The sequence below is a fragment of the Azospira sp. I13 genome, from assembly GCF_003112695.1.
Lineage (GTDB): Bacteria > Pseudomonadota > Gammaproteobacteria > Burkholderiales > Rhodocyclaceae > Azospira.
The window spans coordinates 185,725-199,018 of sequence record NZ_BFBP01000013.1; the positions used below are offsets into that span (position 1 = coordinate 185,725).

Consider the following 13,294-nt stretch of genomic DNA (forward strand, 5'->3'; position numbering starts at 1 on the left):
GGAAAGCTCAGCCACGGTCGTTTCTCCCCATTTTCCAGAACAGGCGGCCGGACTCCTCCCGGCCCAGGATCAATTCTTCACCTTCGCCCAGGTCCACTTCCCAGACGCAGTAGCCGGGCTCGATGGGCAGCTCCCGCTCGCCGCGGTCGGCCAGCACCGCCAGCTCGACCCGGGCCGGGCGGCCATAGTCGAACAGCTCGTTGATGGCGGCCCGGGTGGTGCGGCCGGTGTACAGCACGTCATCCACCAGGATCAGGGGCCGGCCTTCCACTTCAAAGGGAATGTTGGAGGGGCGCACCTGGGGATGCAGCCCCTTCTCAGCGAAGTCGTCGCGGTAGAAGGAAACGTCGATCTGGCCGACAGCCTCGCTGATGCCGAGGATGTCCTTGAGTCGTTCGGCCACCCAGGCGCCGCCCGAGTAGATGCCCACCAGGGCGGTATCGGGCGTCAGATGGGGGCGCAGTTGCTCGGCCAGGGTGGCCAGCTGCTGCTCGGCGTCGGGCAGCGTATCGAATGTCAAATCAGGCATGGGTAGAAGATTCCGGGCGAGGCTCGGGAGGGGTGTCGAAATAGGATTGCAGGATCAGCTGGGCCGCCACGGCATCCAGGTGGGCTTTGGCGGATTTGGCATTGTGGCCGGTTTCCCGCAGGCGCTCCTGCGCATCCAGGGAGGTCAGGCGTTCATCGGCGAAGGCCACCGGCAGGCCGAAACGGCCCTTCAGCTGGTTGGCGAAGCGGGTGCAGCGGGCGGTCATGCCGTGGGGGTTGCCGTCCAGGCTCAGGGGCAAGCCCACCAGCAGCAGGGCCGGTTGCCACTCGGCAATCAGGGCGGCGATGGCGGCGAAGCGCTCAGCGTTGGCCTGGGCGTGGATCACCGTCAGGGGGTGGGATTGGCGGAGCAGGGCTTCGCCGACGGCAACGCCGATGCGCTTTTCGCCGAAATCGAAGGCCAGGACCGTGCCGATCGGAGCGGAAGGAGTGCCGACGGCCGCCTCAGGCATGCCCGGCATCCTCGGCCAGGTGGGCGAAGTCGATGCCCAGGGCGAGCATGGCGGCAGCCAGGCGCTCTTCCGGCGGCAGGGAGAAAACGATGCTGGGGTCGGCCCGCACCGTCAGCCAGCCGTTCTGGGCCAGCTCGTTTTCCAGCTGGCCGGCGCCCCAGCCGGCGTAGCCCAGGGTCACCAGCACATCGTGGGGTTCGCCGCTGTGACCCATGGCTTCGAGAATATCCCGGGAGCTGGTCAGGCCGACATCGGCGTTCACCGGCAGGCTGGACTGCCACTGGCCTACCGGCCGATGCAGGACAAAGCCCCGGTCGGTCTGCACCGGGCCGCCGAAGTAAACCGGCAGGTCGCCCAGGGTCGGCGTTTGCAGGGGGATGTCCACCTTCTCGAAGAGTTCCGCCAGGGGCATGTCCAGGGGCTTGTTGACGACGATGCCCAAGGCGCCCTGTTCATTGTGTTCGCAGACGTAGACCAGGGCCTTGGAGAAGTACGGGTCGTCCATCGCCGGCATGGCGATGAGGAAGTGGTCGGTGAGATTGACGCTGTCCATGGCGCGATTTTACCCCGGAACCGGCCGGGCCATGGGCGCCGGGCGTCAGCTTTTGCCCCGGGCCAGGGGCTCGGCCTCCAGGACGCCTTCGCCGATACGGATGAGCAGGCCGTAACCCAGGTCACCCCGGGTGGCGTAATGCAGGTTGCCGCAGCGTACCTCCAGGCCTTCGAAGACTGCCTGCTCGGCCACCACCTTGGCGCTTTCGGCCAGGCGTAGTTGTTCCCGCAGCAGGGTGCCTTCTTCCTCCAGGCGCAGCAGGGTGCGGCGCAGGGATTCACTGGTGATGCGGCCTCGCTTGAGGGTTTCCGGCGGTACCCGGTCCGGCAGGCGTACGGCCAGGTCGAGCAGCTTGGCCACCTGGGCCATCTGCTCCTCGATCTGCTGCCGGTGCTGTTCGTGGCGGTGCTGCTGGGCCCGTAGCTTGGGATTGAGGCCCACTTCGATGTGGGTGGCGATGTGGGCGGCGGACCCGATGACCTTGGCTTTCACCAGCAGGGTGGCCTGGCATTTGCCGCCGATGATGTGGCCCCGCTGCTTGTGGCCGACGACGATCTGGTTGATGGCGGTGAGGGTGCTCTGCATGGCCACGTCGTCGATGAAGATGCTGTCGCCAGCCTCCACCGTGGCCTGTTGCACGTAGGTGGCGGTGAAGCTGCCGCCGCACTGGATGTAGGAGGGGATTTCGTTGCCGTGGGCGTCCTTGCGCCCCCGGGCGCCGATGGCGCCGCCCTTGATGACGATGTTGCCGCCGGCGATGAGTACCGCCGCCTCCACCGTGCCGCCGATCTCGATGTCGCCGCTGGCCTTGATGGTCATGCCGGCCTGCACGTCCCCCTTCACCGTCACGGCACCGTCGAAGGCGATGTTGCCGGTGTTGATGGTCACTTCCTCCACCGCGTAGGTGGGTTCGACGATGATGCCGTCCCGGGTGCGCACCGGCTGGCCGGTGATGGCTGCCGCCAGGGTGTTGGGGTCATCGGGTGCTGGCGCAACGCCAGTGAGGTTGGGGGAGAACATGGCCTCCTTGCCGGCGATGGCGGGAATGACTGCGCCGTTGACCGTTTCCCCCGCTGTGCCCGGGGTGGCGGGGATGCGCCGCATCACCGCTTCACCCGCCTGGACGGTGAGAATTTCGCCCAGGTTGCGGTAGTCCATCAGCCCCTTTTCGTTGAGCTGGGGCACCCGGTTGCTGCTTTCCGGCACCAGGGTCTCGATGCGGCCGTCTTCGCCGTGCACCGGCAAGGCGCCTTCCGCCACGAGCAGGTTGCTGGCCTGGCCGAGGGCGACGGCTCCAGCGATGGCATTGTCGCGAATACCCGCCACCACGCCCTGTTGGGCGAGGGCGCGGCGAATGGCAGCATCGTCAATGGGTTTGCCGCCCTGGGGCGGCGCAACGGTGAGGAAGGCGGCCATCTTGTCTGGTGCCACGGAGACTTCCGCCACCGCGTCCACCGCTTCGGCCACCGCCAGGGCAGCCACCGGCCGGGCGGCCTTGAGATTGTCGGCCAGCACGCCGAGGGCAGCGGCATTGCGGCGCAGTTCACCGTAGCCCAGTTCCGCCAGATGGGTTTCCAGCCAGTCCACATCCACCGTGGGCGGCACCGCGCCGCTTTCCGGTGCGTAGCTTGCCACCAGGGAACGACTGTCCTGGTCGAAGGTGAAGCTGAGTCCTTGTACGTCCACTATCCCGAACCTCCCTTTGGGCGGGAGTGTCTGCCGCACTCCTCGCCGTCGACCGGAGCCGTTAATATCGCGGTGGTCTGATGCCACATTTCCATGACTGCTCCGGCCGGCGACCGATCGGGGTCTTGGCCCCATACCTGGTCGCACCTGAAAAAAAGCACCGCCCATTATGCTCGAAACTGCCCTTGTCTGGTTCCGCCGTGATCTGCGGGATTACGATCATGCCGCCCTCTATTACGCCCTCAAGTCAGCCCGTCGGGTGTGGTGCGCCTTCGTCTTCGATACGGACATCCTCGACGCCCTGCCCGACCGGGCCGACCGGCGGGTGGAGTTCATCCGCGAATCCCTGGTGGAACTGCATGCCGCCTTGGCGGCCAAGGGTGGCGGCCTCATCGTCCGCCACGGCCCGGCGGCCCGGGAGATTCCTGCTCTGGTGCGGGAGCTGGGGGTACAAGCCGTCTTTGCCAACCGGGATTACGAGCCCGGTGCCAAGGCCCGGGATGCCGCCGTGGCCGCCGATCTGGCCGGGGATGGCCGGGAGCTGCGGCTGTTCAAGGACCAGGCCATCTTTGACGGGGCCGAGGTGCTGACCAAAGGCGGCACCCCCTATACCGTCTTCACCCCCTACAAGAACGCCTGGCTGGCGCGGCTGACGGATTTCTACGTGCGCCCCTATCCCGTCGATGCCTACATCCAACACCTGGCGCCGCCGCCGGGGGGCGGCGGGGTGCCGACCCTGGCGGAGATCGGCTTTCAGCCCACCGATCTGGCCGCCATCGGCATGGTGCCCGGCATGGCCGGGGCAGCGACCCGCTGGCAGGATTTCCAGGAACGGATGGCCCGCTACGGGGAGCAGCGGGATTTTCCGGCGGTGAAGGGTGTTTCCTACCTTTCCGTCTATCTGCGCTTCGGCTGCCTTTCCATCCGCCAGCTGGCCGCTGCCGCCTGGCGGGAAGGCAATGCAGGCGCCAATACCTGGCTCTCGGAGCTGATCTGGCGGGATTTCTATTTCATGGTGCTGGATCACTTCCCCCAGCTGCCGGCCGGCAGCTTCAAGCCCGACTTCGACCGGGTGCAATGGGATGACGCCCCCGCCCTGCTGGATGCCTGGCGGGAGGGCCGCACCGGTTACCCCCTGGTGGATGCGGCCATGCGCCAGTTGCGTAACACCGGGTGGATGCACAACCGGCTGCGCATGGTGGTGGCCTCCTTTCTGACCAAGGATCTGGGCATCGACTGGCGTGCCGGGGAAGCGCACTTTGCCGACCTGTTGCTGGATTTCGACCTCTCCGCCAACAACGGCGGCTGGCAGTGGGCCGCCTCCACCGGCTGCGACGCCCAGCCCTGGTTCCGCATCTTCAACCCCATTACCCAGTCGGAGAAATTCGACCCCCAGGGCCGCTTCATCCGCCGCTATGTGCCGGAACTGGCCAAGGTGCCGGACAAGTTCATCCATGCCCCCTGGCGCATGGCGCCCCTGGAGCAGCAGGCAGCGCGCGTGGTTATTGGCCGGGACTACCCGGCACCGGTCGTGGATCACGACCAGGCGCGACGCCGTACCCTGGGCCGCTTTGAGGTGGTGAAGGGTAAGGGGGGCGATGGCGGCAAGGACGCTGCATTGGATTAACTGCAACACAATTGCAGTTGCAATCGGGTTGTGTTGTAATCCGCCTCCCTGTTCCTCGCTCCCCGGCTTCTTCTGCCCCAACTGTCGCCATGCCTACTGCTACCGATCCCGCCCTGCTGGCTTCTGCCGCCATCCGCGCTGCCGGCGCCCGGGTGACGCCAGCCCGGGTGCAGGTGCTGGCCCTGCTGCGGGGCGCCGCGGGGCCTCTGACCCACCTGGAGGTGGAAAAGGCTCTCGGCCCCCTGGCCGGTGATCGGGTCACCCTTTACCGGGCCCTGGACTGGCTGGTTTCCGCCGGGCTGGCGGTCAAAGCCACCGACGCGGCCCGGGTCTACCGCTATTCCGCCACCGGCCCCGCCGCCGAACACCAGGCCCACGCCCATTTTCGCTGCGAAGGTTGCGGCCGCATCTTCTGCCTGGATGTGCCGCCCCCCGTGGCGCCCAACTTGCCCGCCGGTTTCCGCCTGGGCCGCATGGAGGTGGATCTGCACGGCCAGTGCCCCGCCTGTGCGGCCACGCCTGCTTGAAAGCTGTCATGCTCAACACCGATCCCCGTATCCCCGTCACCCTGCTCACCGGTTTCCTCGGCAGTGGCAAGACCACCCTGCTCAACCGCATCCTCAAGGAAGCCCACGGCCAGCGTATCGCCGTCATCGAAAACGAATTCGGCGAAGTGGGGGTGGATAACGACCTGCTGGTGGAAAGCGAAGAGCAGATCGTGGAAATGAACAACGGCTGCATCTGCTGCACCGTGCGTGGCGACCTCACCCGCATCCTCGGTGAGCTGGTGGAAAAGCGCGCCAACGGCACCCTGCATTTCGACCGGGTGCTGATCGAGACCACCGGCCTGGCCGATCCGGGCCCGGTGGCCCAGACCTTCCTGGTGGAGCCAGAGGTGGCCCAGGCCTACCGCCTGGACGCCATACTCACCCTGGTGGATGCCAAGCACGCCATGGCGCAGCTGGATCAGCACGAGATCGCCCAGGAGCAGGTGGGCTTTGCCGACCGCCTGCTGCTGACCAAGACCGATCTGGTCAGCGAGGCCGAGAAGGCCGCCCTGCTGGCCCGCCTCATGGACATCAACGGCCGCGCCGCCATCTACGAGGCGCACCAGGGTGAGGGCGTGGACCTGGCGGCCCTGCTGGACGTCAACAGTTTCTCCCTGGAGGCCGTGCTGGAGCGGGAGCCGGACTTCCTCGCTACCGGCCACCACCATCACCACAACAACGCCATCAGCAGCTTTGCCTTCACCACCCACGGCGAGTTCGACGCCGGCCGCCTGGACGAATTCTTCGGTGCCCTGGTGCAGGTGTACGGCGAGGACATGCTGCGCTACAAGGGCCTGTTGGCAGTGGCCGGCCAATCCCGCCAGATCATCCTGCAGGGGGTGCATCAGCTGGTGGCCACCAACGTGGGCCGCCCCTGGGCTGACAACGAGGCACGGGAATCCCGCATCGTCTTCATCGGCCGCAATCTGCCCCGGGAAATTTTCGAGAAGGGCCTGCGCCAGTGCATCTCCAAGCCCTGGTAAGCACGCCTTAGGACCATGGACCGCCGCGTTCCCGTCACCGTCCTCACCGGCTTTCTCGGCGCCGGCAAGACCACCCTGCTCAACCACCTCCTGCGCCAGCCGGAGATGGCGGATACCGCCGTGCTCATCAACGAGTTCGGCGAAACGGGGCTGGACCACCAGCTGGTGGAAAAGGTGGATGAGAACCTGGTGCTGCTCGATTCCGGCTGCCTCTGCTGCTCCGTGCGCGGTGACCTGGTGCGGGCCCTGAAAGACTTGGCCCTGCGCACCCAGCGGCGGGAGATCAAGGCCCTGAAACGGGTACTGATCGAGACCACCGGCCTGGCCGACCCGGCCCCGGTGATGCATACCCTGATGGAAGACTTCTTCATCGCCGAGCGCTATCGCACCGATGGCGTCATCACGGCGGTGGATGCCACCCATGCCGAGGGTCAGCTCTCCCGCCACTTCGAGGCGGTGAAGCAGGTCACCATGGCTGACCGCCTGCTGCTCACCAAAACCGATCTGCTCAGCGATCCCGAGGCCCTGCCGCGCCTGGAGCGCCGCCTGCAACGCCTCAACCCGGGGGCGCCGCGCCATCGGGTGGTGCAAGGCCAGGTGGATGCCGCCTGGTTCCTCGACAGCGGCGCCTTCAACCCAGGAGCCAAGGCCCCGGAAGTGGCCCGCTGGCTGGCGGAGGAGGCGGTGAAGGCGACCCGGGCAAGTCACACTGGTCACGACCACGATCCCAACCGGCACGATGCCTTGGTGCACGCCTTCACCCTGCGCTTCACCGAGCCCCTCCACTGGGGCGAGTTTCTCGAAGCCCTGGACGTGCTGCTGTCCACCTGCGGTGACCGCATCCTGCGGGTCAAGGGCCTGGTCCATGTGGCTGGGGAGGCCCAGCCCCGGGTGGTGCATTGCGTGCAGCACACCCGCTACCCGACCCAGGTGCTGGACGCCTGGCCCGAGGCGGCACCCTTCAACGATCGCAGCACCCGCCTGGTTTTCATCGTGCGCAACTTCGCCAAGGACCATGTGGAGAAGGCTTTCACCATGTTCTGTGGCGGCGTGCGGGATGCGGATGGGGAGGGCGACCAGCGTGCCGCTGCCGGTAGTGCCGCTTCTGCTGTGCCCGCCACTGAAACCCCCGCGGAGGGCCGGGGCTGATGCGCCGCCGCTCCCTTGTCGCGCGCTCCCCGCTGGCCCGCTGGCTGGCCCTGCTGCCCCTGTTGCTGGCGGCGGTCTGGCTGCTGCATCTGGCCGGCCACCTGCAGACCGGCGACGAGGCCGGGCCGGCGGCTGAATCCTGCCTGGTCTGCCTGCATCTGGCGGGCCAGGGCGCGCCCCTGCCTGCCACGCTCCCGCCCCTGGCCGTGGTGGCGGCAGACTTCATTCTTGCCATCGCTGGAACGCCCGTCCAGCGCTATTCTCCTACACCCCTGCCGCGCCAGGGCGCCCCGCCTCGCGTTTGAACGCCCCCTGTTGAAAGTCCGCGTCCCTCTTGCCTCTCCGGGCAGGTGGGCGCTCCTTTCCGCTTTCCACCTGCCGTTCACCCGTTATTCCGCGAGGTAAGCATGACCCGTCTTTCCCTTCACCGGCTGACGCCCCTGGCCGCCGCCCTGGCTCTGGCCGCGGCGCTGGCTCTGGCCGCGGCGCTGCCAGCGGCCCACGCCGCCCCCGCTTCTGCCGGTACCGATCCCGAGCTGGCCCGGGAACTGAAACAGATGCGCGAGCAGCTGCAGAAAATGCAGAGCGCCTACGAGCAGCGCATCGCCGCCCTGGAAGGCCGCCTGGCCCAGGCGGAAACCCAGGCCGGCCAGGCCGAGAAGGTGGCTGCCAGCGCCACCGCCCAGGCCAGCGAGGCCCGCCAGACAGCCGCCCAGCTGCAACAGGCCAGCCTGCGTCCGCCCGGCCAGGCTAGCAGCTTCAACCCGGAAGTCTCCCTCATCCTGCAAGGCCAGATGGCTCGCCTGAAGGACATCAACGAGCGCAGCATCACCGGCTTCTGGGGCCCTGGCGGCCACGACCACGGCGGCCAAAGTGCCGACAAGCGCGGCTTCTCCCTGGATCACACCGAGCTGGTGTTCTCCGCCAACATCGATCCCCGCTTCCGCGGCGTGGCCCGCCTGGCCATCATCGACGGCGAGGTGGAGGTGGAGGAGGCCAGTGTGCAGACCCTGGGCCTGGATCATGGCCTGGTGGTGAAGGGTGGCCGCTTCCTTTCCGACATCGGCTACAGCAACGTGCAGCATCCCCACGAGTGGGATTTCGCCGACGCCTCCCTGATGCAGAAGGTACTGTGGGGCGGCCACGGTTACCGCCAGGATGGCCTGCAGGTGCGCTGGGTGGCGCCTACCGACCTGTTCTTCCAGCTCGGTGCTGAAGCCGGCCGGGGCGATGCCTTCCCCGGCACTGACCGCAACAAGAACGGCAGCGGTTCCGGCGCCCTCTTCGCCAACCTGGGAGGCGACGTGGGTAGCTCCCACAGCTGGCGCACCGGACTGTCCTACCTCAACACCCGGGCCAGCAACCGCCAGAGCCACTTCGAGGATGCCGCCGGCCTGGGCGAGGTGCTGGGCCAGTTCACCGGCCGCAGCCGCACCTGGATCGCTGACTTCGTCTGGAAATGGGCGCCGGAGGGCAACCCCAAGGTGCGCAACTTCAAGTTCCAGAGCGAACTCTTCCGCCGTACCGAAGACGGTGGCCTGAGCTGCGCCGATGGCGTTACTGCCGCCTGCGCCAACAGCGACAGCAGCGCCTACCGTTCGCGCCAGAGCGGCGGCTACGCCCAGGCGGTGTACCAGTTCATGCCCCAGTGGCGGGTCGGCTACCGCTACGACTGGCTTTCCAGCGGCCAGATCAGCGTCGATCCGGGCGCCTATGCCAATTTCGATGCGGGCAATGCTGCCTTCTCCGCCTACCGGCCGAAGAAGCACAGCTTGATGGTGGATTGGTCGTCCTCCGAATATGCGCGCCTGCGCCTGCAATTCGCCCGGGACCAGTCCATGCAAGGGGTCACCGATAACCAGGTGATTCTGCAGTACATCATGTCGCTAGGCACCCACGGCGCCCACAAATTCTAGAAAACCGGCTGCGCTTGGCGATGCGGCGTTGCTCGGGGCCTTGTGTGCCGGATGCACACGGCGGCCCCTCGCGCCTTGCCTCGCCGGCGCTCGCTCGGTTTTCAGGTGATCTGATTTTTGCCGGGAATGGGCGAGGCCCTTCCGGCGTCTGAAAGGAATGTCCATGCAACGACTGCTACTTCTACTGCTCCTCGCCGCCGCCCTGCCGGCCCAGGCGGCGCTCAACATCCTGGCGACGGTGCCCGAGTGGGGCGCGCTGGCCAAGGAGATCGGCGGGGATCGGGTGACGGTGTTCACCGCCACCACCGGCCTGCAGGACCCCCACCGCATTGAGGCCAAGCCTTCCCTGATTGCCCGGGCGCGGCGGGCGGATCTGATCATCGCCACCGGCGTCGAGCTGGAGGTGGGCTGGCTGCCCCTGTTGCAGCGGGAATCCGGCAACAGCCGCATTCAGACCGGCCAGCCGGGCTATTTCGAGGCGGCGGCCCAGGTGGCGATGCGGGATATTCCGGCGGTGCTGGATCGGGCCCATGGCGACGTACATGCCGGCGGCAATCCCCACATCCAGACCGATCCGCGCAACTTCCTGAAAATCGGCGAGGCCTTGGCGGCCCGCCTCGCCCAGCTGGACCCGGCCCAGGCCGGCGCCTACCAGGCCGCCTACCGCAGCTTTGCCGAGCGTTGGCAGGCGGCCCTGACGCGCTGGCAAAACCGGGCAGCGCCCCTCAAGGGGGTGGCGGTGCTGGTGCAGCACGATGCCTTCCCCTATCTCAATGCCTGGCTGGGGCTGAAGCAGGTCGGCGTGCTGGAGCCCAAGCCGGGCCAGGAACCCTCCAGCGCCTACCTGAGCGAGATGCTGGCGCGGCAGAAAGCGGTACCGGCCCGCATGGTCCTGCGGCCTGCCTATCAGTATGATGCCCCCTCCCGCTGGATGGCCGAGCGGGCCGGCATTCCCGCCGTCACCCTGGCCTTCACGGTGGGCGGTACCGCCGAAGCCGCTGATCTGTTCAGCCTCTTCGACGATACGGTGGAGCGGCTGCTGGCCGCCCTCAAATAAGGGATGAACGGCGTGAGGACTTCCCCATGATGCTGCTGCAAGCGACCGGCCTGGTGGCCGGCTATGGCCGCCCGGTGGTGGGGCCGGTGGATATTGCCCTGCACCGGGGGGAGGTCCTGGGCCTGGCCGGCCCCAACGGCGCCGGCAAGAGTACCCTGCTGGCCGCCCTGGCCGGCAGCGTACGCTGCTTTGCCGGCAGCATCCTGCGGGCGCCGGGCGTCGCCCTTTCCTGGCAGACCCAGCGCCAGCCGGCGGTGGCGGGCATTCCCCTCAACGGCCGGGAACTGCTGGCCCTCACCGGCGCCGCCCCGGCCGGGCTACCGCCCTGGCTGGCCAGCCGGCTGGAAGAGCGCTTGGACCGCCTCTCCGGCGGCCAGCTGCAGTTCCTCCATCTGTGGGCCTGCCTGCAGGCGCCGGCGGAGGTGATCCTGCTGGATGAACCCACCAATAACCTGGACCCGGACGGCGTGGCGGCCCTGGCGGCGGCCATCGCCCAGCGGGCGGCGGCCGGGGCCGGCATCCTGCTGGTCAGCCACGACGAGCGTTTCGTCACCGCCACCTGCCAGCGCCAGGTGCTGCTGAAGGGAGCGGCCGAGTCATGAATGTGGAACTGCTGTTTGACCCCCTCTTTCTCTGGCCCTGCCTGACGGGGATGGTCTTTGCCCTGCTGCTGCCCCTCTGCGGCGCCTATCTGCGCCTGCGCGGCGAATGGCTGGCCGCCCTGTCCTACGCCCAGATGGCGGCGGCTGGCGGCCTGGGGGCCATGGCCCTGGGCTGGCCCCTGGCCCTGGGCGGCCCGGCAGCGGCCTTTCTTGCGGCGGGGGTGAAGAACGTCTTCGAGGAAGCCGCGGAATCGGTGCGCGGCGCCGCCTACGCCATGCTGCTGCTGGCGGGCTGGGGCGTCGCCGTGCTGCTGGCGGCCAACCTGCCCCTGGCCGAACGGCTGGGCCACGCCCTTTCCGACGGCCAGCTGTATTTCACCGACCAGGGCCACTTCTTCGCCGCCCTCGGCGCCCTGGCCGTGGCCTTGCCAGCCCTGGCAGGGCTTTCCCGGCCCCTGCTGCTGTCCCATTTTTATCCGGATTTCTACCGTGCCCGGGGGCGCTCCGCCCGCCGCCTGCATCTGGCCTTCGATTTGCTGGTGGCCGGCGTGCTGGCCCTGGCCACCACCGGCATCGGCGTCATGGCGGCCTTTGCCCTGGTCTTCATCCCGCCCCTGGCGGCCGCTCCCTGGGCCGGCAGCTGGCGTCGCGCCCTGGTGCTGGGTGGCGGACTGGGCGTCTTCGCCCATCTGCTGGCCTTTGCCCTGGCCCTGGTCCTGGATCAGCCCTACGGGCCGGTCCTGGCCCTGCTGCTGGTTGCCCTGGGGGCGGGCAGCGCCCTGTTGGCCCAGGGCCACTCCCGGATTGCGAAATGACGGAGGAGTGTGATAAAAGTCTTCGGCTAGTCGTGATGTTTCATCCCGGCTTTCTCTGCCCAGAACTGCCCAGAATCGAAAGCAGGCCATGATTTTCTCGCTGTTCAAAAAAAATCGCGAAGACAACAAGGTGCCCGAGGTGCGCATGGTCAAGGTGCCCGCCCAGGCACCCGCGACCCCGCCCGCTGCGGAAGGTGCGCCGCCGCCTGAGGTGGCGCCGGCTCCTGTCGCCAAGGAAGCGAACGATCCCATGTCCCTGGATTTCACCGATCTCTCCCTGGGGGATCTGGAATCCGGCGGCATCGAGCTGGACCACGAGGCCGACCCCCTGGAAGCGGTGGTGGAACAGGCCGCTGTGCTCTACGCCAATGGCCAGGAAGGGGTGGCCCAGGCCACCCTGGAAGACGCCGTAGGCCGCTATCGTGCCGGCCCGACGGCCGAACGCCTGTGGATGATGCTCTTCGATTTCTACCAGTTGCAGGGCAACAAGCAGGCTTTTGAAAACCTGGAACTGGAATTTGCCCGCATTTTCGAGCGTTCGCCGCCGGCCTGGAGCGAAACCAAGAAGGCCGAGGCGGTGAGCGGCGGCGGCATTCCCACCGCTACCTTCAAGGGCGCCATGGAAGGCAGCAACCATGCGGCTTTCGGCATTCTGGCCGATGCCCTGGAAAAGAACCCCAAGCAGCGCCTGGACCTCTCCAAGGTGCAGCAGCTGGACGACGCGGGGGCCGAGCGCTTCCTCAAAATTCTGCAGCAATCCGCCAAGCGCAAGCAGTTGCTGGAACTGGCCGGGGTGGACGCCCTGGAAAAGCTGCTGGCCGAGGCTGCCGTCACCGGCACTGCGGCCCATCCCCAATGCTGGTTGCTGCAACTGGAACTGCTGCAGCGGGCCGGCCTGCAGGAACAGTTCGAGGAGCGGGCGGTGGATTACGCCGTCACCTTCGAAATGTCCCCGCCCTCCTGGGACCCTGCCCGCATTCAGGAAAAGGTCGTGGTGGAAGAGTCCTGTCCGGCCTGTACCGACGGCGAAGGGGCGGCGGAAGCCTATTGCCTCAGCGGCGAACTGAAGAATGCCCGCTTTGCCGACCTCAAAGCCTTCGCCGAAGGGCGGGACCCGGTGGTGCTGGACTTCACCAGCGTGGTGCGCATCGACTTCGTCAGCGCTGGCGCCCTGGTCAATCTCCTCACCCCCTGCAAAACCGCCGGCAAGGCAGTCATCATTCGCAACGCCAACCGCCTGGTCTTCGAACTGCTGGCCGTGGTCGGCGTCAATGCCGTGGCCCGCATCGAGCCGGCCCGCAAGTGAATACGCCCGCCGCCGTCCGGCGGCGGGTCTTGTCTCTTTCCCCATAGAAGA

14 protein-coding genes are annotated in these 13,294 nt (G+C 67.5%); 10 read left to right on the forward strand and 4 right to left on the reverse strand.

Annotation, left to right across the window (positions count from 1 at the left end; all coding sequences use genetic code 11):
- Window positions 1-7: 7 nt before the first annotated feature.
- From pyrR to AZSI13_RS13705, 4 genes are read right to left on the reverse strand one after another with little or no spacing between them, the layout of a single operon-like run.
- Window positions 8-529, reverse strand: coding sequence for a bifunctional pyr operon transcriptional regulator/uracil phosphoribosyltransferase PyrR (gene pyrR, locus AZSI13_RS13690; RefSeq protein ID WP_109041733.1), 522 nt, complete (start codon window positions 527-529; stop codon window positions 8-10).
- Window positions 522-1,001, reverse strand: a complete 480-nt coding sequence (ruvX, locus tag AZSI13_RS13695; protein WP_109041734.1) for a Holliday junction resolvase RuvX — start codon at window positions 999-1,001, stop codon at window positions 522-524. Before ruvX ends, pyrR begins: the two co-directional genes overlap by 8 nt.
- On the reverse strand, window positions 994-1,554 hold the full coding sequence (locus AZSI13_RS13700) for a YqgE/AlgH family protein (RefSeq protein WP_109041735.1): 561 nt from the start codon (window positions 1,552-1,554) through the stop codon (window positions 994-996). The genes ruvX and AZSI13_RS13700 overlap by 8 nt, the downstream gene beginning before the upstream one ends.
- A gap of 45 nt (window positions 1,555-1,599) precedes the next feature.
- Window positions 1,600-3,240 carry a FapA family protein gene (locus tag AZSI13_RS13705; RefSeq protein WP_165833525.1) on the reverse strand — a complete coding sequence of 547 codons (1,641 nt, stop codon included), beginning with the start codon at window positions 3,238-3,240 and terminating at the stop codon, window positions 1,600-1,602.
- Window positions 3,241-3,409: 169 nt separating this feature from the next.
- Here AZSI13_RS13705 and AZSI13_RS13710 point away from each other — a divergent pair, with 169 nt between their 5' ends.
- The 10 genes from AZSI13_RS13710 (at window position 3,410) to AZSI13_RS13760 (ending at window position 13,243) form a co-directional block, all read left to right on the forward strand.
- Window positions 3,410-4,867, forward strand: a complete 1,458-nt coding sequence (locus AZSI13_RS13710) for a deoxyribodipyrimidine photo-lyase (RefSeq protein WP_109041737.1) — start codon at window positions 3,410-3,412, stop codon at window positions 4,865-4,867.
- An 89-nt stretch (window positions 4,868-4,956) separates the two neighbouring features.
- Window positions 4,957-5,394, forward strand: a complete 438-nt coding sequence (locus AZSI13_RS13715) for a Fur family transcriptional regulator (RefSeq protein WP_109041738.1) — start codon at window positions 4,957-4,959, stop codon at window positions 5,392-5,394.
- Window positions 5,395-5,402: 8 nt separating this feature from the next.
- Complete coding sequence (locus AZSI13_RS13720) at window positions 5,403-6,398, forward strand: GTP-binding protein (protein WP_109041739.1); 996 nt, start codon at window positions 5,403-5,405, stop codon at window positions 6,396-6,398.
- 15 nt (window positions 6,399-6,413) lie between these two features.
- Window positions 6,414-7,547 carry a GTP-binding protein gene (locus tag AZSI13_RS13725; RefSeq protein ID WP_235609778.1) on the forward strand — a complete coding sequence of 378 codons (1,134 nt, stop codon included), beginning with the start codon at window positions 6,414-6,416 and terminating at the stop codon, window positions 7,545-7,547.
- Complete coding sequence (locus tag AZSI13_RS13730; protein WP_109041740.1) at window positions 7,547-7,852, forward strand: hypothetical protein; 306 nt, start codon at window positions 7,547-7,549, stop codon at window positions 7,850-7,852. Before AZSI13_RS13725 ends, AZSI13_RS13730 begins: the two co-directional genes overlap by 1 nt.
- A 102-nt stretch (window positions 7,853-7,954) precedes the next feature.
- The gene (locus tag AZSI13_RS17635) at window positions 7,955-9,463 is read left to right on the forward strand and encodes a hypothetical protein (protein ID WP_165833527.1); all 1,509 of its coding nucleotides are present in this window, start codon (window positions 7,955-7,957) and stop codon (window positions 9,461-9,463) included.
- A 163-nt stretch (window positions 9,464-9,626) separates the two neighbouring features.
- Entirely contained in the window at window positions 9,627-10,520 is an 894-nt protein-coding gene (locus tag AZSI13_RS13745; RefSeq protein ID WP_109041742.1) for a metal ABC transporter solute-binding protein, Zn/Mn family, read from the forward strand.
- A gap of 26 nt (window positions 10,521-10,546) precedes the next feature.
- Entirely contained in the window at window positions 10,547-11,122 is a 576-nt protein-coding gene (locus tag AZSI13_RS18240; protein ID WP_109041743.1) for an ATP-binding cassette domain-containing protein, read from the forward strand.
- The gene (locus AZSI13_RS13755; RefSeq protein WP_109041744.1) at window positions 11,119-11,937 is read left to right on the forward strand and encodes a metal ABC transporter permease; all 819 of its coding nucleotides are present in this window, start codon (window positions 11,119-11,121) and stop codon (window positions 11,935-11,937) included. The genes AZSI13_RS18240 and AZSI13_RS13755 overlap by 4 nt, the downstream gene beginning before the upstream one ends.
- An 88-nt stretch (window positions 11,938-12,025) precedes the next feature.
- Window positions 12,026-13,243: an STAS domain-containing protein gene (locus AZSI13_RS13760; protein ID WP_109041745.1), complete on the forward strand. Its 1,218-nt coding sequence runs from the start codon at window positions 12,026-12,028 to the stop codon at window positions 13,241-13,243.
- The last annotated feature ends 51 nt before the right edge of the window (window positions 13,244-13,294 follow it).